Raw genomic sequence first — 26,670 nt, 5'->3', positions numbered from 1 at the left:
CGGGTGACGACCACCCTGATCACCGGCGCCAGCTCAGGGCTCGGCGCCGAGACCGCCCGACAGCTGGCCGCCCGCGGCCACGACCTGGCGTTGTGCGCACGGCGACTCGACCGGCTCGAGGTGCTGCGCGAGGAGATCCTCGCGCGGCACCCCGACCGACGGGTCGCCGTGCGTGCGTTGGACGTGACCGACGACGAGGCCGTGTTCGCCGTCGTCCGGGCGTTCCGCGACGAGCTCGGCACGCTGGACCGGGTCGTGGTCAACGCGGGCCTCGGCAAGGGCGCGCCGCTCGGGACCGGTCGGTACGACGTCAACCGCGAGACCGCCGTTACCAACTTCGTCGCCGGGCTCGCGCAGGTCGAGGCCGCGATGGAGGTCTTCCGCGACCAGGGCAGCGGCCACCTGGTGGTGGTCTCGTCGATGTCGGCGCTGCGCGGGCTGCCGCGCACGATGACGACGTACGCCGCCACGAAGGCCGGCATCGCGCACCTCGCCGAGGGGCTCCGCCTCGAGCTGCTCGACTCCCCCATCGACGTCACCGTGCTCTACCCGGGCTACATCGCCTCGGAGATGAACGACCGTTCCGATGGACGCGGCTCGGGGCCGCTGATGGCGTCGACCCGCCGCGGCGTGGCCTCGATGGTGCGGGCGATGGAGGCCCGCCGCGCGTCGGCGTACGTCCCCGGCCTGCCGTGGGCACCGCTCTCCGTCGTGATGCGCCACGCCCCTCTGCGCGTACTGCGCCGCATGGTCTGAGCGAGCGGGGGCGTTCGGGCCGACTCGCGCCTCTCACGACGTGCGTTCGAGCCGACTCGCGCCTCGAGAAGCGTGCGTTCGGGCCGACTCGCGGTCAGGGGGAGGTGAGGGAGGCGCGCTCGAGGTGGGAGTGGTCGTTGAACGAGACCAGGCTGAGGCCGCGGGGGGCGAGGGCCACCTTGGTGACCGACGAGTCGACGACGACCGCGGCCAGACGGCTCCAGGCGGCGGCGAGGTGGGTGGAGCCCTGCTCGGGGCCCCAGCCGGCCCACAGCGCCGTGGTCACCCAGCTGACGGGCCCGCCGCAGGTGACGACGACCGCGGTGGCGTCCGGGGCCATGCGGGCGATCAGGCCGAGCTTGGCGTGCGCCACCCGGCGGGCGAAGTCGCCGAACGACTCGTCGTAGTCCGCGTCGTGCGCGCCGGAGGCCCACCGCAGGAACGCCTGCTCGGTCCAGGCCTGGAACTCCTCGCGGGTGGGGTCGGCCCGGCCGAACGCGGGTTCGCACCGGGACAGCACGTGGAGGGTGTCGACGCCGTTCCAACCCTCGTCCTCGAGGGTGTCGACGGCCCCGGACGTCATCGCGTCCACGGTCTCGCGGTGCCGCGGCAGCGTGCCCGTGGCGACGATGTCGGGGTCGACGCCGTTGGCCGACATGGCACCGCCCAGGCGCCGTGCCTGCTGGCGGCCCAGGGCGGTCAGTCCACCCTCGGCGAGGCCCTCGTGCGACGCCTGGGCGTGCTTCACGAGGAGGATCACGCCCATGGCCACATCATCGTGGGAGGGGGCCCTCCCCCGTCGGCGAACCGGGGATTCTTTGCCTCGACCCCGGCAGCCACCACGACCGGGTCTCTGCGACCCTGTCCCCACCCCCCCTCGAGATCGCCACGAGATCCCCTTGGAGCGTCCAGTGAAGTCGTCCCGTCGGCGCCGCGCTGTCCTCGGGGTGGCTCCCCTCCTCGCCTGCCTCCTGCTCGCCGGCTGCGGGCTCGACGAGGCGGAGCAGACCGTCGCCGACGAGGTCCGTACGGCCCTGTCGAACGGGGACGACGACACCGACGCCCAGGACCTCGCCGACTGCACGGCCGAGCGGTGGGTCGGGGAGGCCGGTCTCGAGGCGCTCCGCAAGGACGGCCTCGTCGAGGGCGACACCGCGAACGTCGGCAACGTCCGCGCGACCGCCGACGGCGAGCGGTCGGTGTCCGAGCCGGTGGCCCGGGCGTACGCCGAGGCGCGGGTGTCCTGCCTCGACTACGACGCCGCCTCGACCGACGTGCGGGCCGCCCTGCCCGACGCGTCCGCGGAGACCCGCGACGACTACGCCGACTGCCTGCGCGAGATCTCCGACGACCTGCGCGAGGACGCGATCACCCAGCGCCTGCGCGGGCAGGGCGACGCGCAGCCGGTGACCCGCCTGGAGCAGCAGGAGCAGCGCTGCCTCCAGCAGGCCCGCGGCTGAGGCTCCCCGCGCGGCGGGGGTGGGCCGTCAGGCCGCCACGGTCGTGACCACCCCGGCACGGCGGACGGGGTCGACCCACACGTCACGCGCGCGCAGCAGCCGCACCGCCGACCACAGCAGGAACACCCCGGCGGTCACCAGGGGCACGGTCGGGTCCGGGGCGCGCGCCGTCACCGCGAACACCAGCCCGGTCAGCGTGGTGGTGAGCGCGAGCTTCGCCGAGTAGACGACCATCACCGCGGGCGGGGCGGGGGTGGCGCGGGCGCTGCGCAGGTCGACGGCGTACGGCGACCGCGCCGACCAGGTCATCGACGCCGACACCGCCTGCGCGACGACCACCACCCACACGGCGAGCACGGCGGCCAGCTCGGCGGAGGTGGGGGCCCCGGCCCGCAGGGCGGCCATGACGAGCGTGCCGCCGGAGGCGAGCAGGAGCGCCTCGGCGAGGACCAGGGCGCGCGCACCGAACACCAGGCCCGGTGCCACCGGCAGCGACTCGCGCCACAGCCCTCCGCGCCCGTCGAGGCACCACGCGTTGACCCCGAAGAGCAGCGCGCCGCCCGAGGCCACCAGGCCGGGCAGGATGATCGCGCTCTCCCAGGGCAGCGCGCCGAGGACGGCGATCAGCCCGGGCATCACGGCGAGCACGACGAGGCCGCGGCGCATCGGCACCGCGCGCCACACCGAGGCGCGGTCGAGGCGCAGCAGGGCTCCCACGTCGGTGCGGGGCGCCCGGCGCGGCGTCCGGCTGCCGGTCTCGGCGCGGACCTCCTCCCGCGGCGCCCGACGGGCGGCCACTCCGGCGGCCCACGCGCCGGCGACCACGGCCAGGACGGTGACGACGAGGAGCGTCGCCACCGTGGCCACCCAGAGACCGCTGAAGCCCGCCGGCCCGGCCACGCCCGCGCGGACGAGGACCTCGGTCGGCAGCGCGTCGAGCGCCTGCTGGGTGGTCCCGGTGACCTGGAGCGCGGCCACCGTCGCGACGAGCACCAGGCCGAGCGCACGGACGACCCAGACGCCGTACGGACGCCGGCGCAGCGCCTCGAGGAGCCACGCGAGGACCTGGACGACGGCGGTCGCGGCGAGCAGCCAGGCCACGACGACGCTCTGCGCGGCGACGAGGTGGGCCGGCCCCACGGCGTACGACGTGCCGCCGAGCAGCAGCCAGGCCTGCAGGATCCAGGCGATGTTGAGCGGCGCCAGCACCAGCGCGCCGAGGTGGTCGGTGGCGGCACTGACCGGGTACGGCGTCGCCTGCTCGCGCGGCAGCAGCTCGCGGCCGCCGCCGGACGCGATCGCGGAGGCGAGGGCGAGGCCGCCGAACGCGGCGTACCCGCTGGGGAGCAGGAGCAGGACGTCGAACGCGCGCCCCTGCCCGAGCCCGGGCCCCACGAAGGCGGGGACGACGACGACCGCGACGGTCAGGACGACCAGCACCGGGCCCAGCCGGCGGGCCGCCCGGCCATGGGCGAGACCGCCGCGCATCGCGAGCAGGGAGCCGACGTCGGCGACGTGCGAGCCGCCGGGGAGCCGGTCGAGGCGCCGGCCGCGGCCCGGCCGGGAGACCTCAGTCGAGGAGACCGCGGTAGACACGGGCGCCCTCCTCGCCGGACATCGCGGCGGCGTCCATGACCGCGACCTGCGCCCCGCCACGGAGGACGACGGCCTCGGCGCAGGCCTGGACCGCGAGCTCGCGCAGGTGGGTCGACAGCAGGACGGCGGCCCCGCGGGCGCGGGCGTCGGCGACGACGTCCATGGTCGCCTCGACGCCGACCGGGTCGACGCCGTCGAAGGGCTCGTCGAGCAGCAGCACCGACGGGTCGTGGAAGGCGGCGAGCAGCACCGACAGGCGCCGGCTCATGCCGTGGGAGAAGCCCGCGGTGACGCGGTGCGCCTCGGCGCCGAGCTCGAAGCGCTCCAGCAGCTCCCGGGCGCGGGGCTCCCAGTCGCGCATCCGGCGCAGCCGGGCGGCGAGCTGCAGGTGCTCCCACGGCGTCGCGCGCGGCACCAGGCCGCCGACGTCGGGGCAGTAGCCGATGGCGCGCTTCACCGCGAGCGGGTCGGCGACGACGTCGAGGCCGGCGACACGGACCGTCCCGGACGTCGGCGGCACCACGCCGGCCAGGACCCGCATCGTCGTGGACTTGCCGGCACCGTTGCGGCCGAGCAGGGCGGTGCTGGCCCCCGCCCCGGCCGTCAGGTGGACCCCGTCGACGGCCACCACGGGCCCGAAGCGGACGACGAGGTCACGGACCTCCACGGCAGGCGGGGAGGCAGGCGGGGCGCTCACCGGTCCAGTAGACCCGGCGAGCGCCCCTTTGTGGGCCGGAATCCGGGAAGGTGCCCGGAACGCGGGCTACGCCGGGAACGACTCCCCGGCCGCAGCCATCTCCCGCAGCCGGTCGGTCGGGCGGAACCGGTCGCCGTACGCCGCGGCGAGCTCGTCCGCCCGCGTCACGAAGGCGGCGAGGCCACGTTCGCCGGACACGGACTCGTAGCCGGTCATGAACTGCGCCGCGCCGCCGGTGTTGGCGGGGAAGCCGATGCCCATGATGGAGCCGATGTTGGCGGCCGCCGCGGAGGTGACGACGCCCTCCTCGAAGCACTTCGCGGTCTCGATCGCCTCGGCGAAGAGCATCCGCTCCTTCACGTCGGTGAACGGGACGGCATCGAGCCGCGAGCCGAACGTGTCGGCCAGGCCCGGCCAGAGGTTGGACCGCTTGCCGTCGGCGTACTCGTAGAACCCGGCGCCCTTCAGTCGCGAGGGCCGCTCGAGCTCCAGCATGCGGTCCACGACCGCGTCGCCCGCGTGGGCGGCGTACGGCGTCCCGTCCCGCTCGGCCGCGGCGGCGGTGGCTGCGCGGATCTTCTTCATCAGCTCCATGTTGAGCTCGTCGGAGAGCTGCAGCGGGCCGACGGGGTAGCCCGCCTGCATCGCGGCGCGCTCGATCGACATCGGCATGACGCCCTCGGCGAGCATCGCGAGGCCCTCGTTGACCATCGTGCCGATCACGCGGCTGGTGTAGAAGCCGCGGGAGTCGTTGACGACGATCGGGGTCTTCTTGATGGCCTGGACGACGTCGTACGCCGCGGCGAGGGCGGCGTCCGAGGTCTCCTTGCCGCGGATGATCTCGACCAGCGGCATCTTGTCGACCGGGCTGAAGAAGTGCAGGCCGATGAAGTCCGCCGGGCGGGAGACGCCGGCGGCGAGCTCGGTGATCGGCAGCGTCGAGGTGTTCGAGCAGAGCACCGCGCCGTCGGCGAGGTGCGGCTCGACCTCGGCGAACACCTTCGCCTTGAGCGCCGGGTCCTCGAAGACGGCCTCGATGACGAGGTCGCAGCCGGCGAGGTCGGCGGGGTCGGCGGTGGGGGTGATGAGGTCGAGCAGCGCCGCCTTCTTGTCCTCCGTCGACCGGCCGCGCGAGATGGCCTTGTCGAGGATCGACTCCGAGTAGGCCTTGCCGCGCTCGGCGTTGGCCTGCTCGACGTCCTTGAGGACGACGGGCATCCCGGCCTTCGCGCACACGTAGGCGATGCCCGCGCCCATCATCCCGGCGCCGAGGACGCCGACCTTGGTGGGCCGGAACCGCTCGTGGCCGTCGGGGCGCAGCGAGCCCGCGTTGATGGCCTGGAGGTCGAAGAAGAACGCCTGGATCATGTTCTTCGACTGCTGGCCGGTGATGAGCGAGGTCAGGTAGCGCGACTCGATGCGGCTCGCGGTGTCGACGTCGACCTGCGCCCCCTCGACGGCGGCGGACAGGATCGCCCGCTGCGCGCGGTAGACCGCGCCCTTGCTCTGCTGGCGCAGCAGCGCCGGGAACGCGGGCAGGAACTGCGCGAGCTTCGGCGTGGACGGCGTCCCGCCCGGCATGCGGTAGCCGCCGCGGTCCCAGGGCTTGCTCGCCGCCTCGGGGTCCGAGCGGTGGTCGAGGATCCACCCCTTCGCGGCGGGGACCAGGTCGTCCTTGGACGCGACCAGCTCGTCGACCAGGCCCTTCTCCTGGGCCTGCGCCGGGCGGAAGCGGGTGCCGGGCAGCAGCACGTCCATCAGGGCGGACTGCAGGCCGAGCATCCGGACGAGGCGGGTGACGCCACCGCCGCCGGGCAGCAGGCCGAGGGTCGCCTCGGGCAGGCCCAGCTGCACGCTCGGGTCGTCCCACGCGATGCGGTGGTGCGCGGCGAGCGCGATCTCGAGGCCGCCACCGAGGGCGGCGCCGTTGATCGCGGCCACCACGGGCTTGCCGAGGGTCTCCAGGCGGCGCAGCGCGGCCTTGACCTCCTCGACGGTCGCGAACAGCTGCGGCGCGTCCTCGGGGGTGGTGGCCTGCATCTGGCCGAGGTTGCCGCCGGCGAAGAAGGTCTTCTTCGCGCTCGCGATCACGACGCCCGTGACGTCGTCGACCTCGGCGTGCAGCCGGTCGACCGCCGCGGTCATCGAGCTGCGGTACAGGTCGTTCATGGTGTTCGCGCTGGCGTGCGGGTCGTCCAGCGTGAGGGTCACGATGCCCTCGGAGTCACGGTCGTAGCGGACCGCGGTCTCCTGAGCTGTTTCGGTGGTCATGGGTTCTCCTCGTACGGCGCGTCGCCGCGCTCTCGCTTGTTGTCCCACCGGTCGTGGTTGCGGCGGTGGGGGCGGCTGCTTGTCGTCTCACCGGGTCTCGACACGCTCGTCGCGGCTTCGTTCCTCAGCCGCGGTCGCTGCTCGACCACCGATGAAAGAGCCTGATCTCGTTCCTCGATCAGACTCTTTCGACCACGGTGGCGATGCCCATGCCTCCACCCACGCAGAGCGTGGCGAGGCCGCGCCGCAGGTCGCGACGCTCGAGCTCGTCGACGAGGGTGCCGAGGATCATCGCGCCGGTGGCGCCGAGGGGGTGGCCCATGGCGATGGCGCCGCCGTTGACGTTGGTGATCTCGTGGCTGATCCCCATGTCGGCCATGAACCGCATGGCGACCGCGGCGAACGCCTCGTTGATCTCCCACAGGTCGATGTCCGCGACGTCGAGGCCGGCGCGCGAGAGCGCCTTGCGGGCCGCGGGGGCGGGGCCGGTGAGCATGATCGTCGGGTCCGCGCCGGAGACGGCGGTGGCGAGCACCCGGGCGCGCGGGGTCAGGCCGGCCTGCTCGCCGGCGTACTCGGAGCCGATGAGCATGAGCGCGGCGCCGTCGACGATGCCCGACGAGTTGCCGGCGTGGTGGACGTGGTCGATGCGCTCGACCCAGTGGTACTTCTCGAGCGCCACGTCGTCGAAGCCGGCCTCGGCGCCGATCTTCGCGAAGCTCGGGCGCAGCCCGGCCAGCGTCTCCGGCGTGGTGTCGGGGCGGACGAGCTCGTCGTGGTCGAGCACGGTCAGCCCGTTGCGGTCCGCGACCGGGACGACGGAGCGCGAGAAGCGGCCGTCGGCCCACGCCTTGGCGGCGCGGGCGTGGGACTCGGTGGCGTAGGCGTCGACGTCGTCGCGCGACCAGCCGCCGAGGGTGGCGATGAGGTCGGCGCCGATGCCCTGCGGCACGAAGCCGGTGGTCAGCGCGGTGGCCGGGTCCATCGCCCAGGCGCCGCCGTCGGAGGCCATCGGCACGCGGCTCATGGACTCCACTCCGCCGGCGAGGATCAGGTCCTCGAAGCCGCTGCGGATGCGCTGCGCGGCCTGGTTGACGGCCTCGAGGCCGGAGGCGCAGAAGCGGTTGAGCTGCACGCCCGCGACGGTCTCGGGGTAGCCCGCGGCCAGCGCGGCGGTCTTGGCGATGTCGCTGCCCTGGTCGCCGACCGGGGTCACGACGCCGAGGACGACGTCGTCGACGAGGGCGGGGTCGAGGCCGGGGTTGCGCTTCCGGGTCTCGTCGAGCAGGCCGACGACGAGGTCGATCGGCTTGACCTCGTGCAGCGCACCGGAGGCCTTGCCCTTGCCGCGCGGGGTGCGGAGGTGGTCGTAGACGAAGGCGTCGGGCACGCCCGAGCCGGGAGTGGGGCGGGTCATGTCGCGATCATGACACCAGTGCTGTCACGATTGAAAGGTGAGCAGCACCACGCCGTACGACGCCGGGCCGGCCGACGCCGACCGTCCGGACCTCCCCGGCGCCCCCCTCCTGACCCTCGCCGACCTCACCGCACGGGTCGGGATGAGCGTCCGGACCGTGCGCTTCTACACGACCCGCGGGCTGGTCCCGCCCCCGATCCGGCGGGGCCGGTCGGGCTTCTACACCCCGCAGCACGTCGCCCGGCTGGGCCTGATCGCGGACCTCCAGGAGTACGGCTTCACCCTCGCCGCGATCGAGGACTACCTCGCCCGCGTGCCCGCCGAGGCGAGCGTCGACGAGCTGGCCCTGCAGCGCACGATGCTCGCGCCGTGGGTCACCCCCGGGCCGGGCGTCCTGACGCGCGCCGAGATCACGGAGCGCGCCGGGCGCCCGCTGAGCGCGGAGGACCTCGAGGTCCTCGTCTCCCTCGGCATCCTCGACCCGGTCGAGGGCGACACCGAGGGCTACCGGGTCTCGCTGTCCCAGCTCGCGATCGGCGTGGACCTGCTCGAGCTGGGCTTCCCGCCCGAGGCGGCCCGCGCGGCGGCCCAGGTGTACGTCGAGCACGGGCGCGCGGTCGCCGCGGAGCTGCACGAGGTGTTCCGGCGCCAGGTGTGGCCGGCGTACCGGCACTCGGGCGCGCCGCCGGAGATGCTGCGCCAGGTCGTCGAGCGGCTGCGCCCGCTGTCGGTGGCGGCGCTCGGCCACGCCTACCAGGCCGCGATGGACGACCAGCAGCGCGGCTCCGTCGAGCGGAGGGCCGCTGGGTACCGTCCCGGCATGGCTGAGAAGAAGGCGTCGAAGGAGAACCGCGACAACCCCTCGCTGAAGGACCCCGAGCTGTACGAGGAGCTCCGGGACCAGGGCAACAGCAAGGAGAAGGCCGCCCGCATCTCCAACGCGAAGGCCCGCTCCGACGCGGGCGACGGCCCCGACCCGAGCAAGCGGGGCGGCAAGCACCCGTCGTACGAGGAGTGGACCGTCGACGAGCTGCGCGAGCGTGCGGCCGAGCTCGACGTCGAGGGCCGGTCGTCGATGACGAAGGACGACCTCGTGGACGCCCTGCGCAACCACTGACACCCTCGGACGGCATGAAGTTCCTGCTGCTCTTCTGGACAGAGCCGGTGCCCGAGGGCGGGCAGTACGCCGAGGGGCTCGGCACCGAGGCCGACTACCGGGCCTGGACCGAGTTCGAGGCGCGCCTGAAGGCCGACGGCACGTACGTCGACTCCGGCGACCTCGAGCCCCCGGCCGGCGATCGCCACGTGCGCCCCGACCTCGCCGCCGACCGTGACGTGCCGGCCCCGACCGCGGACGGGCCGGTCGTGAGCGGCTACTACGTCGTCGAGGTCGCCGACGCGGACGCCGCCCGGGCGGTCGCGGCGTCGGTGCCGCTGTACGGCACGGTCGAGGTGCGTCCCGTCGTGGACTACAGCGCCTGGTCCTGACCGGGCCTCGCGCGACCACCGCGGGACGGGCGCGACCGGGCCCGCCGCGTACGACGGGCCTCGCGGCCCGCCTCGAGCAGGACGGCACGACGGGCTCGGGCGAGCTCCTCGGGCAGGTGGGTCATGGCGGCTCCTCGTGGACTGGCTGAGGCCTCCACCGTAGATCCGCACGTGTTGTTGCGCAAGCAGTCTTGCGCAACAACACGTGCGTTACTCTCGCCCCGTGCCCGAGCAGCCCGTCGTCGACCCCGCCGTCCTGCGCGCGGTCTCGCACCCGGTGCGCAACCGGGTCCTCGCGGAGCTCCACGCCGCCGGGCCGCTGCGCGCCGCCGACGTCGCGCAGGCCCTCGACATCCCCGCCAACCAGGCGAGCTTCCACCTGCGTCAGCTCGCGAAGTACGGGCTCGTCGTCGAGGCACCGGAGGCGGCCCGCGACGGGCGGGACCGGGTGTGGAAGCCGGCGGCGTACGAGGGCCTCCACCTCGACCTGACCCGCCTCGAGCGGACCCCCGAGGGGCGGGCGGCGGGCGACGTCTACCGACGGCAGCTGGGGGCGACGCTGACCGAGTCCGTGGCACGGGCCGTGCGGAGGCACGAGTCCGAGCGGCGCGGGGTCACGGTCTCGGACGCCGCCGTCCGCCTCACCGAGGACGAGGCGCGGGCGCTCGCGAGCGAGGTGATCGCCGTCGTCGAGCGGTACGCCGAGCGGACCCGCGGCGCCACCGACGGCGCGCACCGGCGGACCTTCCAGGTGCTGCAGGTCGTGCAGCCGCACGACCAGGACGACTGAGCCGGCCCGGCACCGCTCGGCCCAGGTGCCCGGGCCGGGGTCAGGCTGGACCCATGACCTCGCACCCCGCGCACGAGCCGGCGCCCGAGATGGCGGTGACCGTCCGCGGCCTCCGCAAGTCGTACGGCGACCGCGTGGTCGTCGACGACCTCGACCTCGACGTCCCCGCGGGCCGGGTCGTCGGGCTGATCGGCGCCAACGGCGCCGGCAAGACCACCACCGTCGAGTGCCTCCAGGGCCTGCGGCGTCCGGACGCCGGCGAGATCCGTGTCCTCGGCCTCGACCCCCGTCGTGACGCCCAGGCGCTGCGGAGGGTGGTCGGCAGCCAGCTCCAGTCCTCCGCGCTGCCCGACCGGCTCCGCGTGGGCGAGGCCGTGCGACTCTTCGCCGAGACCGGCGCCCGGGACCCCGACGAGCTGCTCGAGCGGTTCGGGCTCGCCGGCAAGCGGCGCACCCCCTTCGCCGGCATGAGCGGCGGCGAGCAGCAACGACTGTTCCTCGTCCTGGCCCTGCTGAACCGGCCCCGGCTCGTGATCCTCGACGAGCTGACCCAGGGCCTGGACCCCGCGGCCCGCCGCGAGGTGTGGGCCTCGGTGGCGCAGCTGCGCGAGGAGGGCACCACCGTCCTCCTCGTCACCCACGAGCTGGCGGAGGCGGAGGCGCTCTGCGACCACGTCGTCGCGATGCGCGACGGACGCGTGCTCGACGCGGGGTCGCCCGCAGCGCTCGTCGCCCGCCACGCCTCCGGCGCCACGACCACCTTCACCGGGCCACCCGGTGCGGTCGACGTCCTGCGCACCCTGCCCGGCGTACGCCGTGCCACCGCCGCCGACGGGTTGGTCCGCGTGGAGGGCGACCGCGCCAGCATCGCCCACGTCGGCGCCTGGCTCGTGGCCCGCGCCCCCGAGGCCGGCGGCGTCCCCGCCGACCTCACCGTCGACGTGCCCGACCTCGAGTCGGCGCTGCTCAGCCTGCTCGAGTCCCCGGACCCGGCGCCCGACCCGCCCACCCTGACCGGAGTCGCCCCATGAGCACCGCCGCCACCCGGGTCCCCTCGGTCACCCGACGCCTCGTCGTCACCGAGCTGCGGCTGCTGCTGCGCGAGCCGATGACGCTGACGTTCGTGTTCGTCTTCCCCGTGGTGACGATGCTGATCATCGGCGGGGCGTTCGGCACCGAGCCCGACGAGGTGTTCCCGGTGAACCCGAGCCAGTGGTACGTCGCGGCCTACCTCGCGACCGTCATCGGCAGCACCGGCCTCGTCATGGTGCCGGTGCACCTCGCGGCGTACCGGGAGCGCGGGGTGCTGCGGCGCTTCGCCGCCGCCGGGTTCCCGCGCTGGTCCTTCGCTGCCGCGCAGCTGGTGGTCGGCGCGGTGACCTGCCTGCTCGGCATCGGCGCGCTGCTGCTCGTCGCGGAGCCGGTGTACGGCGTCCCCGCGGTCGAGGACCTGCCCCGGACCCTGGCCGGGGTCGGCGCCGGCATGCTGCTCTTCCTCGCGCTCGGCACCCTGCTCGGCTCGCTGCTCCCCTCGGCGCGGGCGGCCCAGGCGGTCGGGCTGATGCTGTTCGTGCCGTCGTTCCTGCTGGGCGGCGGCGGTCCCCCGCCGGAGGCGATGAGCGAGACCCTGTCGAGCATCAGCGAGTGGACGCCGCTGTCCCTGGTCACCGACTCGATCCGCGACCCCTGGCTGGGGCTCGGCGACGGGACCTCCGACCTCCTCGTCGTCTGCGTCCTCGCCGTCGTGGCCCTCGCGGCCTCGGCACGCCGTACCTCGCTGTGACGACCGCCCGGCCCGGCCCCCGCTCGATGTAACGCGGTGTTACTGCCACTCCAGTAGGCGTGGGCGGGCCGTTTGACGCCGTACGACCGCGGTAGTGCCAGGGGACCGCGGCAGTTGTCCACAGGGTCCGGGATCGGTGGCGTGACCGGGCCCGCGCCCGGGCAGGACCTCCGCCATGAAGCCCGAGCTCCGCGCCCTCGCCGCGACCCAGCGCGGCCTGGTCACCCGCCGCCAGTGCCACGACGCGGGCTACCGCGACAGCGAGCTGAGGCAGCTGACCCGGCCGCGGGGAGCATGGGTGGTCGTGCGCGCCGGGGTGTACGTCGAGCGCGTGCTGTGGGAGGCGTCGAGCGGGCCCGACCGGCTCGTGCTCGGGGACGTCGCCGCACACCTCGTGGTCCGGGTCCCCCACGTGATGAGCCACGACTCCGCCGCCCGCGGGCTCTCCGTCCCGCTGCTCGCGGGCGACGCCACGCAGCCGCACCTGACCCGGGACGGCCTGCGCGGCACCCGAACGGAGGCGGGCATCAAGCACCACTCGGGCCTCGCGGCCCTGACCGACGTCCGCTCCGCGCGGCCGCTGCGGCTGACGTCGCCGGCGCGGACCGCCCTCGACGTCGCCCGCGAGCACGGCCTGGACGCCGGCGTGGTCGCGGTCGACCACGTCCGGTCCCGCGGGGTGACGATGGAGGCGCTGACCGGCCAGCTCGACCTGATGTCGTCGTGGCCGCACGTGCACACCGTGCGCCACGCCCTCGCCCTGAGCGATCCCCGCGCCGAGAGCGTGGCCGAGTCCCTCGGTCGGCTGCTGCTGGTCGAGATGGGGTTCACCGACATCGACGTCGGCTGGCCCGTCGCCGTCGGTGGTCACGTCTTCTGGGTCGACCTCCGCGTCGGCTGCCACCTCGTCGAGGTCGACGGCCTGGCGAAGTACGTCGGCCGCGCCGCCGGCGGCCTGGCCGACCGTCCCACCCGGTCCGTCCTGCGCGACGAGCGCCGGCGGCAGGCGGCCATCTGCTCCGTGGGACTGGGCATGTCGCGCGTGATGCCCGACGACCTCCGCGGCCGCGCCCGTGAGCGGGCGAAGGAGCAGATCGCGGCCGAGCACGCCGTCACCGTCGCCCGCTTCGGGGAGACGCTGCCCGCGCACCTGGCCGAGCAGGCCGCGCGCATCCGTCGTACGACGCCGCGCCGGCTGGCCGGCTGAGTCGGCCGAGCCCGTCTACCGCGGCCTCCTGGCACTTCCGCGGTCGTACGGCGCGCAACAGCCCGCCCAGGCCAACTGGAGTGGCAGTAACACCGCGTTACAGCGGCCGACGCCCCGCCCGGGCCAGGCCGAGCAGGACGACGGCGCCGAGGAGGAACCAGCCCTCGACGGCGACGAGCACGGGCGGGGAGGAGACGCCGCCGGTCGTGGCGGCCTCGAGGGCGAGGCCGGTGACGCCGACCGCGCCGCGGAGGGCGAGCAGGACGCCGAGGACCAGCAGGACGCGCCGGAACCGCACCGCGAGGCGGGTGCGGCCGGACAGGCCCGACAAGTCAACGACGCCGAGGCCGATCCCGGCGAGGCAGAGCACGACGGTGGCGGCGTTGTACGCCGCGAACCACGGCGTGGCGAACGCCGCGTCGGCGTCCGCGGCGCTCGCGCCGAGGCCCGCGCGACCGCCGGCCGCCCAGTACAGGTGCGGCACGGCGAACACCGCGCACCAGCCCACGAGCCCGGTCAGCCAGCCCCTCACGGGGTCAGTATCAGGCCCGGGCAGGCGCAGTGCGGAACGTCAGCGGCGCCCGGAGCTGAAGGACGCGGGGCTGTGCGAGCCGCCCGAGGCGGAGCCGCCGCCGCCGGAGCGACGACGGGGACCGCCGGAGCGACCGCCGCCCGAGCCCTGGCCGGCGGGCTTGCGCCCACCACCGGAGGAGGACCCGCCGGAGCCGGTGCCACCGCCGCCACGGCGACGGTTGCGGCCGCCGCCACCGGAGGAGCCGGGGCCCTCGCCGTTCGAGCGGCGCTGCTGCGCCGGGGCCTCGATGGTGATGCCGCCGTGGACGAGCTCGCGCGCGCCGGGGGCGAGCTGGGCCAGCACCGGGTGGCGGGCGTCGTTGACCTTGGTCGTGGTCGGCGTGATGCCGGCCGCGCGGGTCAGCGCGCGGACGTCGCGGACCTGCTCGTCGAGCATCAGCGTGATGACGGTGCCCGCGGCGCCGGCGCGCGCCGTACGGCCGGAGCGGTGGAGGTACGCCTTGTGCTCGACCGGCGGGTCGGCGTGGATGACCAGCGCGACGTCGTCGACGTGGATGCCGCGGGCGGCGATGTCGGTCGCGACGAGCGTCTGGGCCTTGCCGGAGTGGAAGGCATCCATGTTGCGGGTGCGGGCGCCCTGCGACAGGTTGCCGTGCAGCTCGACGGCGGGGACGCCGCGCTTGTTGAGCTGCTTGGCCAGGCCCTTGGCGCCGTGCTTGGTGCGGGTGAAGACCACGGTGCGCCCGGGGGCGGAGGTGAGGTCGGCCAGCACGTCGACACGGGAGTCCCGGCTGCCGAGGTGGAGCACGTGGTGGCTCATCTGGCTGACCGGGGCCTGCACGGAGTCGGCCTCGTGGGTGACGGGCTTGCGCAGGAACTTCTGCACCAGCACGTCGATGGCGTTGTCGAGCGTCGCGGAGAACAGCAGGCGCTGGCCGTCGCGGGCGGTGGCCGTCAGGAGGCGACGCACGGCGGGCAGGAACCCGAGGTCGGCCATGTGGTCCGCCTCGTCGAGCACGGTGATGGAGACGTCGGCGAGCGAGACGTGGCCCTGCTTCATCAGGTCCTCGAGGCGACCGGGGCAGGCGAGGACGACGTCCGCGCCGCGCTTCAGGCCGGTGACCTGCGGGCCCTGGCCCACGCCGCCGAAGACGGTCTGCGTGGTGAGGCCGGCGGTCCTCGCCAGCGGGTCGAGGGCCTCCTTGATCTGGCCGACGAGCTCGCGCGTCGGGGCCAGGATCAGCGCGCGGGGCCGGCCCGGCTTGGTCCGGCGGCTCTCGGCGCTCAGCCGCGCCACGAGGGGCAGCAGGAAGGCGTAGGTCTTGCCGGAGCCGGTGCGGCCGCGACCGAGGACGTCGCGCCCGGCCAGGGAGTCCGGCAGCGTCGCGGCCTGGATCGGGGTGGGGCTGGTGATGCCGCGCTCGGCGAGCACGGCGGAGAGGGTCTCGGGCACGCCGAGCTGGGTGAAGTCTGAGGACACGGGGTATCGCTTCCGTCGTGGGTGTGGTGCCCGCGTCGGGACCGAGGCTCGACGGACCGGCGAGACGCCGTGTGTCCGGAGCCCGGGTGCGGGCCGTGGGTCCAGACTACGGGCCGGGCCGAGAGGTCCGTGAATCCCTGACCACCGCCGCCCGCCCCGTGACCTGCTGAAACTCGGTGGACCCCGGCGCTGCGGGCCGTCAGCGTGGACGCCATGACCAGGATCACGTTCACCGGCGTCCGGCTGCTCGACGGCGTGCGACGGCAGGCGGCCGTCGACGTCCACGTCGACGGTGGGGAGGTGCTGGACGTGACCGCCCCCGGCGCCCGCCCGCCGGAGGGCGAGGCCGTCCCGGGCGCCGGCCGGACCCTCCTGCCAGGACTGATCGACTGCCACGTCCACCTCGTGCCGGGCTCGCTGCGCATGTCGGCGGCGTACGGCGTGACCACGGTGCTCGACATGTTCAGCCGCCCCGACGACCTGGCGGGCGCCGACCTCGGACCGGGACGCGCGAGCCTGCGGACCTCCGGCGTCGGCGCGACCGCGCCCGGCGGTCATCCCACGCTGGCCTACGGGCCGTTCCCGACGGTCGCGGGACCGGCGGACGCCGACGCGTTCGTCGCCGCCCGCGTCGCGGAGGGGGCACACCACCTCAAGGTGCTCCTCGAGGGCCGCCACGGCCTGCCCGCGCTCGACGAGGCGACCCTGCGCGCCCTCTGCGACGCCGCCCACGCCCGCGGCCTCGTGGTGGCCGCGCACGTCTCGTCCGCCGCCGACGCCGTCCTCGTGGCGCGGTGCGGCGCGGACGTGCTCGCGCACGCGCCGTACGACCGGTTGGCGCCCGACCAGGTCGGCGAGCTGGCGCAGCGGCTGCGCGGCGTGGTGGCGACGCTGTCGCTGTTCGACGCCTGGCCGACGCCCGCGGGGCCCCTGCCGCTGGCGGCCGACCCCGTCCTCGGGGGCCTGCTCACCCCGGCCTGGCGCGACCTGCTGCGCGCGCAGGCGACGCGGTGGATGCCACCCGGTCCGCCCGACGACACCGAGCGCACGGCGAACGTGCTCGCCCTGCACCGCGCGGGCCTGCCGGTGCTGGCGGGCACGGACAGCCCCAACCCGGGGCTCGTGCCGGGCCTGAGCCTGCACCGCGAGCTCGCCCGGCTCGTCGACGCCGGGCTGACGCCGCTCGAGGCGCTGGTAGGCGCCACGTCGGCCGCGGCCGAGGTGTTCGGCCTGGCCGACCGTGGCCGGGTCGCCCCCGGGCTGCGCGCCGACCTGCTGCTCGTCGAGGGCGACCCCACCCGGGACGTCACCGACTCCGGGAGGGTCGTGGCGACCTGGGTGGCCGGTCAGCGCGTGGACGCCTCCGGGCTCGCCGGCTCCGCGGAGGAGACCCGCGGCCTGGACTGGCTGGCCGCCATGACCACCCGCATCGTCGCGGGCCTGCGGGCGAAGGGCGTCATGGTCGACCCCGGCGAGGACGCCGGTCCGCGCGACGTCGTCCGCGACGAGGACGGCGAGCTGCTGGGTCGCGTGGTCCCGACGCCGCAGGGCTGGGTGCCGACGACGACGTTCGGCGCAGCGCTGTCGGGTCCGAGCGACGACGAGACCGCCGAGGCCGTGCTCCGCGAGCGCGGGATGGCCGTGCTCGCGGAGCCGTGGCTGCTCGTCCGCGACGGCGGCGAGCCGACCGACGTCCTGCTCCTGGAGGTCCACGACGACCGGGTGCGCCTGCGGCCGGTGTGGCCGGACGAGGACGACGACCCGGCCGGCGAGTGGGTCGAGGTCGCGGCGCTCGGCGAGGGAGGGCTCAGGCCAGCACGGCGGTGACCTTGAGCTCGACGAGCTGCTCCGGGGTGAAGAGGCTCGCGACGCCGATCAGCGTCGCGGGCGGGGTGTGGGTGGTGCCCACCCGCGCCGCGCCCCGGGCCATGCCCTCGACCAGCGCCGGCACCTTGTCGGCCGACCAGTCCACGACGTACGCCGTGAGGTCGACGACGTCCTCGATCGAGCCGCCCGCCCCGGCGAGGGCGGTGGCGACGTTGGCGTAGCACTGCTCGATCTGGGCGGCCAGGTCGCCGACGCCGACGGGCGTGCCGTCGGCGTCCTGGGAGACCTGGCCGGCCAGGGAGACGAGGCGGGAGCCGGTCGCGACCGACACCTGGTGGTAGAGGCCCGTGACGGGGAGGCCGGGGACGTCGTACGTGGTTATTTCACTCATGAAATGAACGCTACACCCGATCGCTTCATCTGTGAAGTAATCTCTGTCCATGACCGACGACCCGTGGCTCACCGAGCCCCAGAAGGACGGCTGGTCGGCCCTCGGGTCGTTGGTGATGCTCGTGCCGACCCGGGTCGAGGCCGCGCAGCGCAGCAGCGGGCTGTCGCTGTTCGAGTACCTCGTGCTGAGCGGGATCTCGGAGGCGCCCGACCTCACGCTGCGGATGGGCGAGCTCGCCTACCTCTCCGGCGGGGCGCCGTCCCGGCTCTCCAACGCCGCGAAGCGCTTCGAGGACCGCGGCTGGCTGACCCGGCGACCCGACCCGGACGACGGGCGGGCGACCCTGGCGACGCTGACCGACGAGGGGCTGGCCGTGGTGCGCGCCGCCGCGCCCGTCCACGCCCGGGCCGTCCGCGAGGTCGTCGTCGACCGGCTGGACGACGACGACCTCGCGGCGCTGGTCAGGATCGCGGCGCGCCTGGGGACCTGGGCGCCCCCGGACTGAGCGGGGCGACCATCGACTCGACCACGGCGACCGCGGCGTCGGCCCCACCGGCCGCGGCGAGCTCCGCCGCGAGCGCGCGGGACCGCGCGGCCACGGCGGGCGAGGTGACCTGCGTCAGGGCCCGGCGCAGGTCGGCGACCGTGGCGGTCGCGGAGTCCAGGCGCACCGCGACCCCGGCCGCGACGAGGGCGTCGGCGTTGTCGAACTGGTCGACGTCCTGCGGCACGGCGACCATCGGCGTCGCCGTGGCCAGGCCCTCGCTCGACCCGCCCATCCCGGCGTGCGTCACGAACGCGTCCGCGTGCTCGAGGACCTCCAGCTGCGGCACCCACGGGACGATCTCGACGTCCTCGGGCACCGGGCGCCCGTCGGTGAGGACCGCCGGGTCGACGTGTCGCCCGACCTGGAGCACGAGGTGCCAGCCGGGCCGTCCGCCGTACGCCTCGAGGCAGCGGCGGTAGAAGTCCGGGTGCGCGGTGAACGCCGTGCCGAGCGAGACGAGCAGCACCCGCCGCCCGGTCGGTGGGGTCCAGGCGCCGGGGACCGGACGGCGCAGCGCGGGGCCCGTGAAGGTGTACGTCGCGCGGTCGACCCGGTCGGCGTGCGGCTGCATCACCTCGGGCACCAGGACGACGCACCGGGACGGTCGTCCCAGGTACGCCAGCGCGTCGGTGGTGACGCCGTGCTCGGCGAGCATCGCCTGCTGCCGCGCCAGGTACGCCGCCCCGCGGGGGTCGGCGCGGACGCCGTCCCAGAAGGCGCCGAGGTCGTCCTCGTAGCCCTCCCACGCGACGTACGTCGGCGAGAGCTGCAGCGTCGGCACGCCGCGCGCGTCGGCCAGGAGCCGGCCGGGGACCCCGGCGATGTCGTGGAGCAGGAGGTCGGGGCGGTCCGCGGCGAACACCTCACGGACGACCGGGAGCATCGCCTCGTACTCGTCCTGGAACGCGGCGAGGTGGTCGACCGCGTCGCCGTCGAACGCCTCCTCCGGCGGGCCGTCGGCGCCGGCGTGGTTGGCCCGCGGGAGCACCGACACGTACGGCGCCAGCCGGGCCCCGGTGCTCTCGACGACGTCGCGGAACGAGGCGTCGTTGACGTAGGTGACCCGGTGGCCGCGCTCGACCAGCCGACGGAGCACCTCGAGGCTCGGGTTCACGTGGCCGGGCGCGGGGATGCTGACCATGACGAGGTGGGCCACGACGACCTCCTGGGCTCTCGGCAAAACGAAACGGTGCGTATCGTTTCGCTACCGTAGCCTGAGCGCGTGTCCCCTGACGACCCCGGCCGGCGACGGTCCTCGCGATCGACCGCGGCGATCCTCGAGGCGGCCCTGGCACTGGCGGCCGAACGGCCGTACCCGCAGGTCACCGTCGAGTCGATCGCGGCGCGCGCCGGCGTCAGCAAGGCCACGATCTACCGCTGGTGGCCCTCCCGCGGGGCGGTGCTCGTGGACGCCCTGGCCGCGCGCAACGCACGGGACGTCGCGTACGGGCTGCCCGACACCGGCGACCTGCGCGGCGACCTCGCCGTGGTCCTGCGCGGCGTCGTCGACGAGCTCGCCGACCCCGCCTGGGACGCACTGCTGCGCGCCCTCACCGTCGAGACGCTGCAGGACGACACCCTGCGGTCCCAGGTGCTCGCCACGATCTTCACGCCCCAGCTCGAGGCGTTCGCCGCCCGCTTCGCCGTGGCCCGCGCCGCGGGCCAGGTCGGCGACGACGTCGACGACCTGGCCGCCCTCGAGCTCGTCGTCGCCCCCGTGTTCCACCGGTGGCAGCAGGGCTCCGGGAGCCTCACCCACGCCTACGCCGACGGGGTCGCCGCCCGCGCCTGCCGGGCGCTGGCACCGGCAGACCGGCCCGACGCGGAGGGGTGAGGCTCAGCTCAGCCGGACGAGCGCCTGCACCGGCGTGTGGTCGCTGGGCCAGCGGTCCTCCCCGCGCCGGGTGTCGTACGTCGTGGCGTTGATCGCCGCCCGGCGGACCCGCACCCCGTCGGTCGCGAGCACCCAGTCGATGCGCCGCTCACCCTCCACGGGGGCGGCGTAGTTCGGGAAGGTGCCCCACGCCGGGGTGAGGCGCTTCTGCGCCGTCCCCCACGTGTCCGTCGTGGTGCCGTCGCCGGTGAGCACGGCGTACGGCGCGCTGTCGCCGGCCGGGGCGTTGAAGTCACCGGTCAGCAGGGCGGGGACGTCGAGGGCCGCGACCTGGTCGCGGAGCACCTCGGCGGAGCGGACACGGGCGTTCTCCGACTCGTGGTCGAAGTGGGTGTTGAGGTGGACCAGCTCGCGGCCGGTACGGCGGTCGGCGAGGCGGGCCCAGGTGACGATGCGGGTGACGGAGTTGCCCCAGGTCGCGGAGCCGATGACGTCGGGGGTGTCGGAGAGCCAGTACTGGTCCCACTCCAGCGCGGTGAACCGCTCGGCGTCGTAGAAGATCGCCGAGTACTCCCCGCCGCTGCCGCCCTCGCGGCCGAAGCCGAGCATCCGGTGGCTGCGTCCCACCCCCCGCTCCACCTCGTCGAGCTGGCCGTACGTCGCCTCCTGGACGCCCAGCAGCGTCGGGCGCTCGGTGGCCAGCAGCCGCGTCACCAGCGGAGCGCGGTCGCCCCAGTGGTCGGGCTGCCCCGGCTGGGTGGCATCGCCCCGGTCGAGCCGGATGTTGAACGTCATCACGTGGATGTCGTCGCCGCGGGCGGGCCCGAGGACCGGGCGGTCCTTCGGCGGGCGACCGGGGGCGGCGCTCGCCCCCGGGGCGGTGGCGCCGGCGGCGGTCACGGCGGCCGCGACCCCGAGGGTCGCGCCGAGGGTCGTGCCGAGTGCTCTGCGTCGTGTCTGCATGCGCCCAGTCCAGCCCAGCCGGGTGACACGCGCCTGAACGGCGGGCGACTCCGCGTCGTACGCCGCGGACGGGACGGAGGAGGCGGGGTGCCGTCGGGCGCCGGGGTCACGACCCCGGCGCCCGACCTCCCCCCGGAGGCCCCCGGTCCGTCCGTCACGCCGGCCCCATGGCGGCGCGACGAGGATTGGGCGCACGGTCACTGTAGTGAATAGGCGTTCCGGTTGTCCCCCCGTCTCGGTGGTCGCGCCTCAGCAGGGACGGATGTACGGGATCGCCCCACGCACCCACGCCAGGTACTCCTCGTGGCTGAAGCCGTAGTCCACGACGAGCTGTGCGTACGTCTCCGCCGACATCGTCAGGTTGACCAGCGCGACGAACCGGGGCATCAGCTCCGGGGGGACCTCCTCGGGCGGCACGATCCCCAGGTCGAGCAGCCACCGTGCCGTCAGCGCGTACGACTCCCGCTTGTAGCGGAGCAGGTCGTCGTACTCGTTGCGCACCAGGGGCTCGACGAGGGCCGTGGTGCGCAGGACGTACCAGAGCTTCGCCGACTCCCGGTGCGCCCGCCCGATCCACTCCGTCAGCTGCCGCACCGCCTCGACGGGGTCGGTGAGGGCGTAGATCGCCTGCCACACGGGGTCCTCGCTGATGGAGGCCCAGCCCCCGCGGCCGACGTACCGGGTGCGGAAGGCCTCGACCAGGAGGAACGCCTTGGTGCCGACGGCGTGGACGGTCTTCACCGAGACCCCGGCCCGCTGCGCGATCAGGGTCATCGTCGTGCCCGACCAGCCGAGCTCCTCGAAGCTGTCGGCCGCGGTGCGCACCACGAGCACCCGGGTCTCGGCGGCGCGCTGCTCGCGCACCGGGGAGCGGTAGGGGCGGGTCCCGCGTGTCACGCCGGGGCCCCCGGCGGGCGCTCGGGCAGGACGCGGCGCAGGAACCGCCGGGTGGCCTCCTCGGTCGGGTCGCCGAGCACCTGCGCGGGCGGACCGATCTCGAGCACCCGACCCTGGTGGAGGTAGGCGACGCGGGACGCGACCTCGCGCGCGAACGCCATCTCGTGGGTGGCCAGGAGCATCGTCATGCCCGCCTCGGCCTCGGCGCGGACCAGCTCGAGGACGTCGCCGACGAGCTCGGGGTCGAGCGCCGCGGTGATCTCGTCGAGCAGGAGAAGCCGGGGCTGGGTGCACAGCGCCCGGACGAGGGCGACCCGCTGCTGCTGGCCCCCCGAGAGCCGGTCGGGGTGGACGTCGGCCTGCGCGGCGAGGCCGAAGCGATCCAGCAGGCCCCGGGCGCGGTCGACCGCCTCCGACCTCGGTACGCCGTGGACCCGCACCGGGGCCAGTGTGCAGTTGTCGAGCGCCGTCAGGTGCGGGAACAGGTTGTAGGCCTGGAAGACGACGCCGATGTCGCGACGCACGTCGCGGGGGTCGACGGTCGGGTCGGTGACCTCCCGGCCGTCGAGCAGCACCCGGCCGTCGTCGACGGACTCCAGCAGGTTGACGCAGCGCAGCAGCGTCGACTTGCCGGACCCGGAGGCGCCGATGAGGCAGACCACCTCGTGGGTGTCGACGGCGAGGTCGAGGCCGTCGAGGACCACGCGGTCGCCGTACGTCTTGCGGAGGCCGCGGACCTCGAGCAGGGGGGGCGCGCTGCCGGTCACCGGCCACCTCGCTCGCGCTCGGCGACCCGGCGGCCCAGGGCGTCGGTGACCCGCGCCAGCGGGATCGTCAGGGCGACGAAGAACAATCCCGCGACGAGCAGCGGGGTGTAGTTGAAGTTGTAGTTGCCGTAGTCCTGCGCCGCGAAGAGGGCCTCGAAGACCCCGACCGAGGCCACCAGCGCGGTGTCCTTCTGCAGCGACACGAAATCGTTCATCAGCGGCGGGACGACGCGCCGCCCGGCCTGCGGCAGGACGACGAACCGCATCACCTGCGACTGGCTCAGCGCCAGCGACCGGGCGCTGGCGACCTGGGAGGGGTGGACCGAGTCGATGCCGGCGCGGATGACCTCGGCGACGTACGCGCCGTAGCAGAGCACCAGGGCCGCGGTGGCCAGCCAGAAGAGGCTGGTCGTCACGCCCTGCAGCTGCAGGGCCGGGATCCCGAACGCGAAGAGGAAGACCACCAGCAGGGTGGGCAGGCCGCGGAACAGGTCGACGTACGCGACGGCGAGGAGGCGCAGCGGGGTCAGCCACGGCGACGTGGTGCCGCGGACGACGGCGACGAGCGTGCCGAGCACGAGGATGAGCGGCTCGGCGACCATGAACATGGCCACGTTGAGCAGGAAGCCCTCGGCGATCGAGGGCAGCGCCTGACGGGCGTGGTACGGCGACAGGAAGGTCTCCTGCACCCGCTGCCACCCCGGGGACAGCACGACGAGGGCGACGAGCAGCCCCAGCCCGACGACGGTGGCGACACCGGCGACGAGGACGCCACGGCGCCGCAGACGTCGTCGTACGGCGCGACGGGCGACCTCGTGCTCGGACGGGGTCCAGGCCGGCGCCTTCGCCCCGGGCGGGATGGTCGTCACTGCAGCACGGGCACGTCGACCGACTCCGAGAGCCACTCCTGCTCGAGCCCGTCGAGGGTCCCGTCCTCGCGCAGGGCGGTGACGGCCTCGTCGACGCAGGTGGTCAGGGGGTTGCCCTTCTCGAGCAGCAGGCCGAACTCCTCGGCCTGCTCGCCGGCGTACTCGAACTGGCCGGCGACGACGCCGCCGTCGAGCTGGGCGGCGGTGATGTACAGCGCGGTCGGGAGGTCGGCGACGATCGCCTCGACCTGACCGTTCTGCAGGGCCTGCGTGGCGGCGTTGGTGTTCTTGAAGACCAGGGGGTCCTCGTCGGGCTGGATGGCGTCGCGGATCGCGGTGAGGCTGGTCGTGCCCGACTGGGCGCCGAGCTCGAGGCCCGCCAGGTCGTCGAGCGAGCCGATCTCCGGGGCGCCGTCCTCCAGGACGACGACGGCCTGGGTGGCGGTGTAGTAGCCCTCGGAGAAGTCGACCGCCTGCTCGCGCTCGGGGGTGATCGAGATCTGGTTGATGTCGAAGTCGAAGCGCTTCGGGCCCGGGGCGTAGGAGTTGTCGAACGGCACCTCGACCCAGGTCACGTCGTCGTCGGAGAAGCCGAGCTCCTCGGCGACGGCGTACGCGACGGCCGACTCGAAGCCCTCGCCGTTGGTCGGGTCGTCGTCGACGAAGTACGGCGGGTACGCCGGGGTGTCGGTCGCGACGGTCAGGGTGCCGTCGGTGATCGTGAGCAGCTCGCCGGGCTCGCAGGAGGCGGCGGCCTCGCCGCCGTCGGAGCCGGTGTCGGCCTCGTCGACGGGCGCGCAGGCCGCGAGGGCGGCGGTGGCGACGAGGAGGCCGGCGAGGGGGCCCGCGAGGGCGGTGGGACGGGGCGTACGCATGTCAGGATCGTAGGCCAGGCGGGCGATGTGGCCTGCGTCGCGGCCACCTGGGCCCGCGAGGGGGACCTCAGGTGAGGCGCACCAGCGCCTGGACCGGGGTGTGGTCGCTCGGCCACCGCTCGCCGGTGGCCGAGGAGTAACGGGTGGCGTTGATCGCCGTCCGCGCGACCGTCACCTGGTCGCCGGCCAGGAGCCAGTCGATGCGCCGTCCGCCCCGCACCGGCGGGCCGTAGCTCGGGAAGGTGCCCCAGGCGGGGGTGATGCGGCTGGTGGCGGTCGTCCAGGTGTCGCGCAGCACCCCGTCGCCGGTCAGCACCGCCGACGGCAGGCTGGCGGCCGCCGCGGCGTTGAAGTCGCCGACGACCAGCGTCGGGCAGTCGAGGGCGGCGACCTGCTCCCGCACCAGCCGGGCGCCGCCGACGCGGGCGAACTCCGACTCGTGGTCGAGGTGGGTGGCGACGACGCCGAGCACCCGGCCGGTGGTCCGGTCGCGCAGCCGGGCCCGGACGAGGCTGCGGGCGAACCGGTTGCCCCAGCCGCGGGAGTCGGGGAGGTCGGGCGTCGCGGAGAGCGCCAGCTGGACGTGGTCGAGGAGCTCGAGCCGGTCGGCGTCGTACGCCAGGACCGGGTAGCCGGCCAGGGTCTCCTCGCCGTACCCGAAGCCGAGCAGGTGGTGGCCGGGGAGGGCCTCGGCCAGGGCGTCGAGGTGGGCGGCGGTCACCTCCTGCAGGCCGAGCACGGTGGGCTGCTCGTCGGCGAGCAGCCGGACGACGTACGGCTCCCGGTCGCCCCAGTGGTCGGGGTCCCCGGGCCGGGTGCCCGGCTGCGGGACGCGCACGTTGAAGCTCATGACGTGGAGGTCCTCGCCGAGGGCGGGGCCGATCAGCGGCCCGGGGTCGCGGGCGCCGGCGCGGCGGGCCGAGCCCAGCACGCCCGCCCCCACGAGCGCCGCCGTCCCGGCCAGGGTGGTCCGTCGGGTGATCACGGCCCCCAGGGGACCGGGGTCGGGTGACGGCGCGTCGAACACGACACCACGGGCCGGCTGCGGGTGGCTCACGTCTGCGTGACGACCCCGCGCTCGAGCAGGCCGTCGAGGTCGGCGACGCCCCAGGCGGCGAGGGCGTCCCGGGTCCCGCTGCCCGGCGAGGAGGGGCCGGTGGTCAGCTCCGGCGCGGTCCGGGAGAACCGCGGCGCCGGTCCCGGCTGCAGGATCCCGTCCCGCTCCACCAGGGTGCCGCGGGCGACGTTGTGGGGGTGCTCGGCGGCCTCGGCCATCGTCAGGACGGGCGCGACGCAGGCGTCGGTGTGCTCGAACACGGCGGTCCAGTCGGCCATGGTGCGCTGCGCGAAGCGCCCGGCGACCAGCCGGCGCAGCTCGTCGGCCCGGGCGGGGTCCCACCGGTCGGGCGCATCGTCGGTGATGCCGAGGAGGCGGCAGAACTCGTCGTAGAACTTCGGCTCCAGCGGCCCGACGCTCATGTGGCGGCCGTCGGCGGTGGCGTACAGGTCGTAGTAGGGCTGGCCGCCGTCCAGGAAGTTCGAGGCGCGGCGCTCGACGTGGCCGCCGCCGGCGAGGAAGCCCATCGTCATCGCGTTGAGGTGGGCGGTGCCGTCGGTGATCGCGGCGTCGACGACCTGCCCGCGCCCGGAGACCTTCGACTCCAGGAGCGCGGCGAGGATCCCGATGACGAGGTACGTCGACCCGCCGCCGAAGTCGCCGAGCAGGTTCATCGGGAAGTGCGGTCGGTCCGGGTCCTGCCCGAGCCCGTGCAGCGCCCCGGTGAGCGCGACGTAGTTCATGTCGTGCCCGGCGTACGGCGCGAGGGGGCCGTCCTGGCCCCATCCCGTCATGCGGCCGTAGACGAGCGCGGGATTGCGCTCCCAGCAGGCGTCGGGGCCGATCCCGAGCCGCTCGGTGGTGCCCGGTCGCATGCCCTCGACCAGCACGTCTGCGCCGGCGACGAGGTCCAGGACGAGCCCCGCGGCCTCCGGGTGCTTGAGGTCGATGCCCACGCTGGGCCGGCCGCGGGTGAGCAGGTCGGTGGGCCCGGAGGACACCGCTCCGCCCTGCGGACGCTCGAGCCGGACGACGTCCGCACCGAGGTCGGCGAGGATCGTGCAGGCGTGCGGACCGGGGCCGATCCCGGCGATCTCGACCACCTTCACACCCTGCAGCGGCCCGGTCCGCGGAGGATCTGTCGACTCGACCATGCCCGGATCT

Annotated in this window: 28 protein-coding genes; 11 read left to right on the top strand and 17 right to left on the bottom strand. The window is 74.9% G+C overall.

Annotated elements, in window-relative coordinates; genetic code table 11:
* Positions 1-3: 3 nt before the first annotated feature.
* Positions 4-756 carry an SDR family oxidoreductase gene (locus Q0858_RS10230; protein ID WP_299053569.1) on the top strand — a complete coding sequence of 251 codons (753 nt, stop codon included), beginning with the start codon at positions 4-6 and terminating at the stop codon, positions 754-756.
* 94 nt (positions 757-850) lie between these two features.
* Here the strand turns inward: Q0858_RS10230 and Q0858_RS10225 are convergent, their stop codons facing one another.
* Positions 851-1,522: a histidine phosphatase family protein gene (locus Q0858_RS10225; RefSeq protein ID WP_299053567.1), complete on the bottom strand. Its 672-nt coding sequence runs from the start codon at positions 1,520-1,522 to the stop codon at positions 851-853.
* A gap of 145 nt (positions 1,523-1,667) precedes the next feature.
* Here Q0858_RS10225 and Q0858_RS10220 point away from each other — a divergent pair, with 145 nt between their 5' ends.
* Positions 1,668-2,216, top strand: a complete 549-nt coding sequence (locus Q0858_RS10220; RefSeq protein ID WP_299053565.1) for a hypothetical protein — start codon at positions 1,668-1,670, stop codon at positions 2,214-2,216.
* Between the two features lie 27 nt (positions 2,217-2,243).
* Here the strand turns inward: Q0858_RS10220 and Q0858_RS10215 are convergent, their stop codons facing one another.
* From Q0858_RS10215 to Q0858_RS10200, 4 genes are all read right to left on the bottom strand, one after another.
* Positions 2,244-3,812 carry a hypothetical protein gene (locus Q0858_RS10215; RefSeq protein ID WP_299053563.1) on the bottom strand — a complete coding sequence of 523 codons (1,569 nt, stop codon included), beginning with the start codon at positions 3,810-3,812 and terminating at the stop codon, positions 2,244-2,246.
* Positions 3,787-4,509: an ABC transporter ATP-binding protein gene (locus Q0858_RS10210; RefSeq protein ID WP_299053561.1), complete on the bottom strand. Its 723-nt coding sequence runs from the start codon at positions 4,507-4,509 to the stop codon at positions 3,787-3,789. Before Q0858_RS10210 ends, Q0858_RS10215 begins: the two co-directional genes overlap by 26 nt.
* 66 nt (positions 4,510-4,575) lie before the next feature.
* On the bottom strand, positions 4,576-6,780 hold the full coding sequence (locus Q0858_RS10205) for a 3-hydroxyacyl-CoA dehydrogenase NAD-binding domain-containing protein (RefSeq protein WP_299053559.1): 2,205 nt from the start codon (positions 6,778-6,780) through the stop codon (positions 4,576-4,578).
* A gap of 178 nt (positions 6,781-6,958) precedes the next feature.
* Complete coding sequence (locus Q0858_RS10200; RefSeq protein WP_299053556.1) at positions 6,959-8,197, bottom strand: acetyl-CoA C-acetyltransferase; 1,239 nt, start codon at positions 8,195-8,197, stop codon at positions 6,959-6,961.
* Between the two features lie 37 nt (positions 8,198-8,234).
* On the opposite strand from Q0858_RS10200, the gene Q0858_RS10195 reads away from it, so the two are divergent.
* A complete protein-coding gene (locus Q0858_RS10195; RefSeq protein ID WP_299053554.1) occupies positions 8,235-9,314 on the top strand; it encodes a MerR family transcriptional regulator in 1,080 nt (359 codons plus the stop codon).
* A gap of 14 nt (positions 9,315-9,328) precedes the next feature.
* Positions 9,329-9,685 carry a YciI family protein gene (locus Q0858_RS10190; protein ID WP_299053552.1) on the top strand — a complete coding sequence of 119 codons (357 nt, stop codon included), beginning with the start codon at positions 9,329-9,331 and terminating at the stop codon, positions 9,683-9,685.
* Here the strand turns inward: Q0858_RS10190 and Q0858_RS10185 are convergent.
* The gene (locus tag Q0858_RS10185) at positions 9,667-9,810 is read right to left on the bottom strand and encodes a hypothetical protein (RefSeq protein WP_299053550.1); all 144 of its coding nucleotides are present in this window, start codon (positions 9,808-9,810) and stop codon (positions 9,667-9,669) included. The two genes, Q0858_RS10190 and Q0858_RS10185, sit on opposite strands and share 19 nt — an antisense overlap.
* A gap of 98 nt (positions 9,811-9,908) precedes the next feature.
* Between Q0858_RS10185 and Q0858_RS10180 the strand changes: the two genes are divergently transcribed.
* The 4 genes from Q0858_RS10180 (at position 9,909) to Q0858_RS10165 (ending at position 13,465) form a co-directional block, all read left to right on the top strand.
* The gene (locus tag Q0858_RS10180; protein WP_299053548.1) at positions 9,909-10,475 is read left to right on the top strand and encodes a helix-turn-helix domain-containing protein; all 567 of its coding nucleotides are present in this window, start codon (positions 9,909-9,911) and stop codon (positions 10,473-10,475) included.
* Positions 10,476-10,528: 53 nt separating this feature from the next.
* Positions 10,529-11,506: an ABC transporter ATP-binding protein gene (locus Q0858_RS10175; protein WP_299053545.1), complete on the top strand. Its 978-nt coding sequence runs from the start codon at positions 10,529-10,531 to the stop codon at positions 11,504-11,506.
* Positions 11,503-12,258 (top strand): ABC transporter permease, encoded by a 756-nt coding sequence (locus Q0858_RS10170; RefSeq protein WP_299053543.1) that lies wholly within the window; start codon positions 11,503-11,505, stop codon positions 12,256-12,258. The genes Q0858_RS10175 and Q0858_RS10170 overlap by 4 nt, the downstream gene beginning before the upstream one ends.
* 175 nt (positions 12,259-12,433) lie before the next feature.
* Complete coding sequence (locus Q0858_RS10165) at positions 12,434-13,465, top strand: hypothetical protein (protein WP_299053540.1); 1,032 nt, start codon at positions 12,434-12,436, stop codon at positions 13,463-13,465.
* Between the two features lie 97 nt (positions 13,466-13,562).
* On the opposite strand, the gene Q0858_RS10160 is transcribed toward Q0858_RS10165, so the two are convergent.
* Positions 13,563-13,997 (bottom strand): hypothetical protein, encoded by a 435-nt coding sequence (locus Q0858_RS10160; RefSeq protein WP_299053538.1) that lies wholly within the window; start codon positions 13,995-13,997, stop codon positions 13,563-13,565.
* 39 nt (positions 13,998-14,036) lie between these two features.
* Positions 14,037-15,479: a DEAD/DEAH box helicase gene (locus Q0858_RS10155; protein ID WP_299053537.1), complete on the bottom strand. Its 1,443-nt coding sequence runs from the start codon at positions 15,477-15,479 to the stop codon at positions 14,037-14,039.
* Between the two features lie 213 nt (positions 15,480-15,692).
* On the opposite strand from Q0858_RS10155, the gene Q0858_RS10150 reads away from it, so the two are divergent.
* Positions 15,693-17,306, top strand: a complete 1,614-nt coding sequence (locus Q0858_RS10150) for an amidohydrolase family protein (protein ID WP_299053535.1) — start codon at positions 15,693-15,695, stop codon at positions 17,304-17,306.
* On the opposite strand, the gene Q0858_RS10145 is transcribed toward Q0858_RS10150, so the two are convergent.
* A complete protein-coding gene (locus tag Q0858_RS10145; RefSeq protein ID WP_299053533.1) occupies positions 17,287-17,697 on the bottom strand; it encodes a RidA family protein in 411 nt (136 codons plus the stop codon). The genes Q0858_RS10150 and Q0858_RS10145 overlap by 20 nt on opposite strands.
* Before the next feature lie 49 nt (positions 17,698-17,746).
* Between Q0858_RS10145 and Q0858_RS10140 the strand changes: the two genes are divergently transcribed.
* The gene (locus Q0858_RS10140; protein WP_299053531.1) at positions 17,747-18,202 is read left to right on the top strand and encodes a MarR family transcriptional regulator; all 456 of its coding nucleotides are present in this window, start codon (positions 17,747-17,749) and stop codon (positions 18,200-18,202) included.
* Here the strand turns inward: Q0858_RS10140 and Q0858_RS10135 are convergent.
* Positions 18,159-19,400: a macrolide family glycosyltransferase gene (locus Q0858_RS10135; protein ID WP_299053529.1), complete on the bottom strand. Its 1,242-nt coding sequence runs from the start codon at positions 19,398-19,400 to the stop codon at positions 18,159-18,161. The two genes, Q0858_RS10140 and Q0858_RS10135, sit on opposite strands and share 44 nt — an antisense overlap.
* 66 nt (positions 19,401-19,466) lie before the next feature.
* On the opposite strand from Q0858_RS10135, the gene Q0858_RS10130 reads away from it, so the two are divergent.
* Entirely contained in the window at positions 19,467-20,078 is a 612-nt protein-coding gene (locus Q0858_RS10130) for a TetR/AcrR family transcriptional regulator (protein ID WP_299053526.1), read from the top strand.
* Between the two features lie 3 nt (positions 20,079-20,081).
* Here Q0858_RS10130 and Q0858_RS10125 read toward each other — a convergent pair whose 3' ends face one another.
* The 7 genes from Q0858_RS10125 to Q0858_RS10095 form a co-directional block, all read right to left on the bottom strand.
* Complete coding sequence (locus Q0858_RS10125; protein WP_299053524.1) at positions 20,082-21,041, bottom strand: endonuclease/exonuclease/phosphatase family protein; 960 nt, start codon at positions 21,039-21,041, stop codon at positions 20,082-20,084.
* Positions 21,042-21,290: 249 nt separating this feature from the next.
* Positions 21,291-21,938 (bottom strand): TetR/AcrR family transcriptional regulator, encoded by a 648-nt coding sequence (locus Q0858_RS10120; protein ID WP_299053521.1) that lies wholly within the window; start codon positions 21,936-21,938, stop codon positions 21,291-21,293.
* A complete protein-coding gene (locus tag Q0858_RS10115) occupies positions 21,935-22,705 on the bottom strand; it encodes an amino acid ABC transporter ATP-binding protein (RefSeq protein ID WP_299053518.1) in 771 nt (256 codons plus the stop codon). Before Q0858_RS10115 ends, Q0858_RS10120 begins: the two co-directional genes overlap by 4 nt.
* Positions 22,702-23,574, bottom strand: coding sequence for an amino acid ABC transporter permease (locus Q0858_RS10110; protein WP_299053515.1), 873 nt, complete (start codon positions 23,572-23,574; stop codon positions 22,702-22,704). Before Q0858_RS10110 ends, Q0858_RS10115 begins: the two co-directional genes overlap by 4 nt.
* Positions 23,571-24,449, bottom strand: coding sequence for an ABC transporter substrate-binding protein (locus Q0858_RS10105; RefSeq protein WP_299053513.1), 879 nt, complete (start codon positions 24,447-24,449; stop codon positions 23,571-23,573). The genes Q0858_RS10110 and Q0858_RS10105 overlap by 4 nt, the downstream gene beginning before the upstream one ends.
* A 67-nt stretch (positions 24,450-24,516) precedes the next feature.
* Positions 24,517-25,434 (bottom strand): endonuclease/exonuclease/phosphatase family protein, encoded by a 918-nt coding sequence (locus tag Q0858_RS10100; RefSeq protein ID WP_299053510.1) that lies wholly within the window; start codon positions 25,432-25,434, stop codon positions 24,517-24,519.
* A 68-nt stretch (positions 25,435-25,502) separates the two neighbouring features.
* A complete protein-coding gene (locus Q0858_RS10095) occupies positions 25,503-26,660 on the bottom strand; it encodes a CaiB/BaiF CoA-transferase family protein (RefSeq protein ID WP_299053508.1) in 1,158 nt (385 codons plus the stop codon).
* Between the last annotated feature and the right edge of the window lie 10 nt (positions 26,661-26,670).

The organism is uncultured Nocardioides sp. (assembly GCF_947489365.1).
Classification (GTDB): domain Bacteria; phylum Actinomycetota; class Actinomycetes; order Propionibacteriales; family Nocardioidaceae; genus Nocardioides.
Note: the sequence above shows the minus strand (reverse complement) of the source record. Positions and strands in the feature narration are given on the sequence as shown.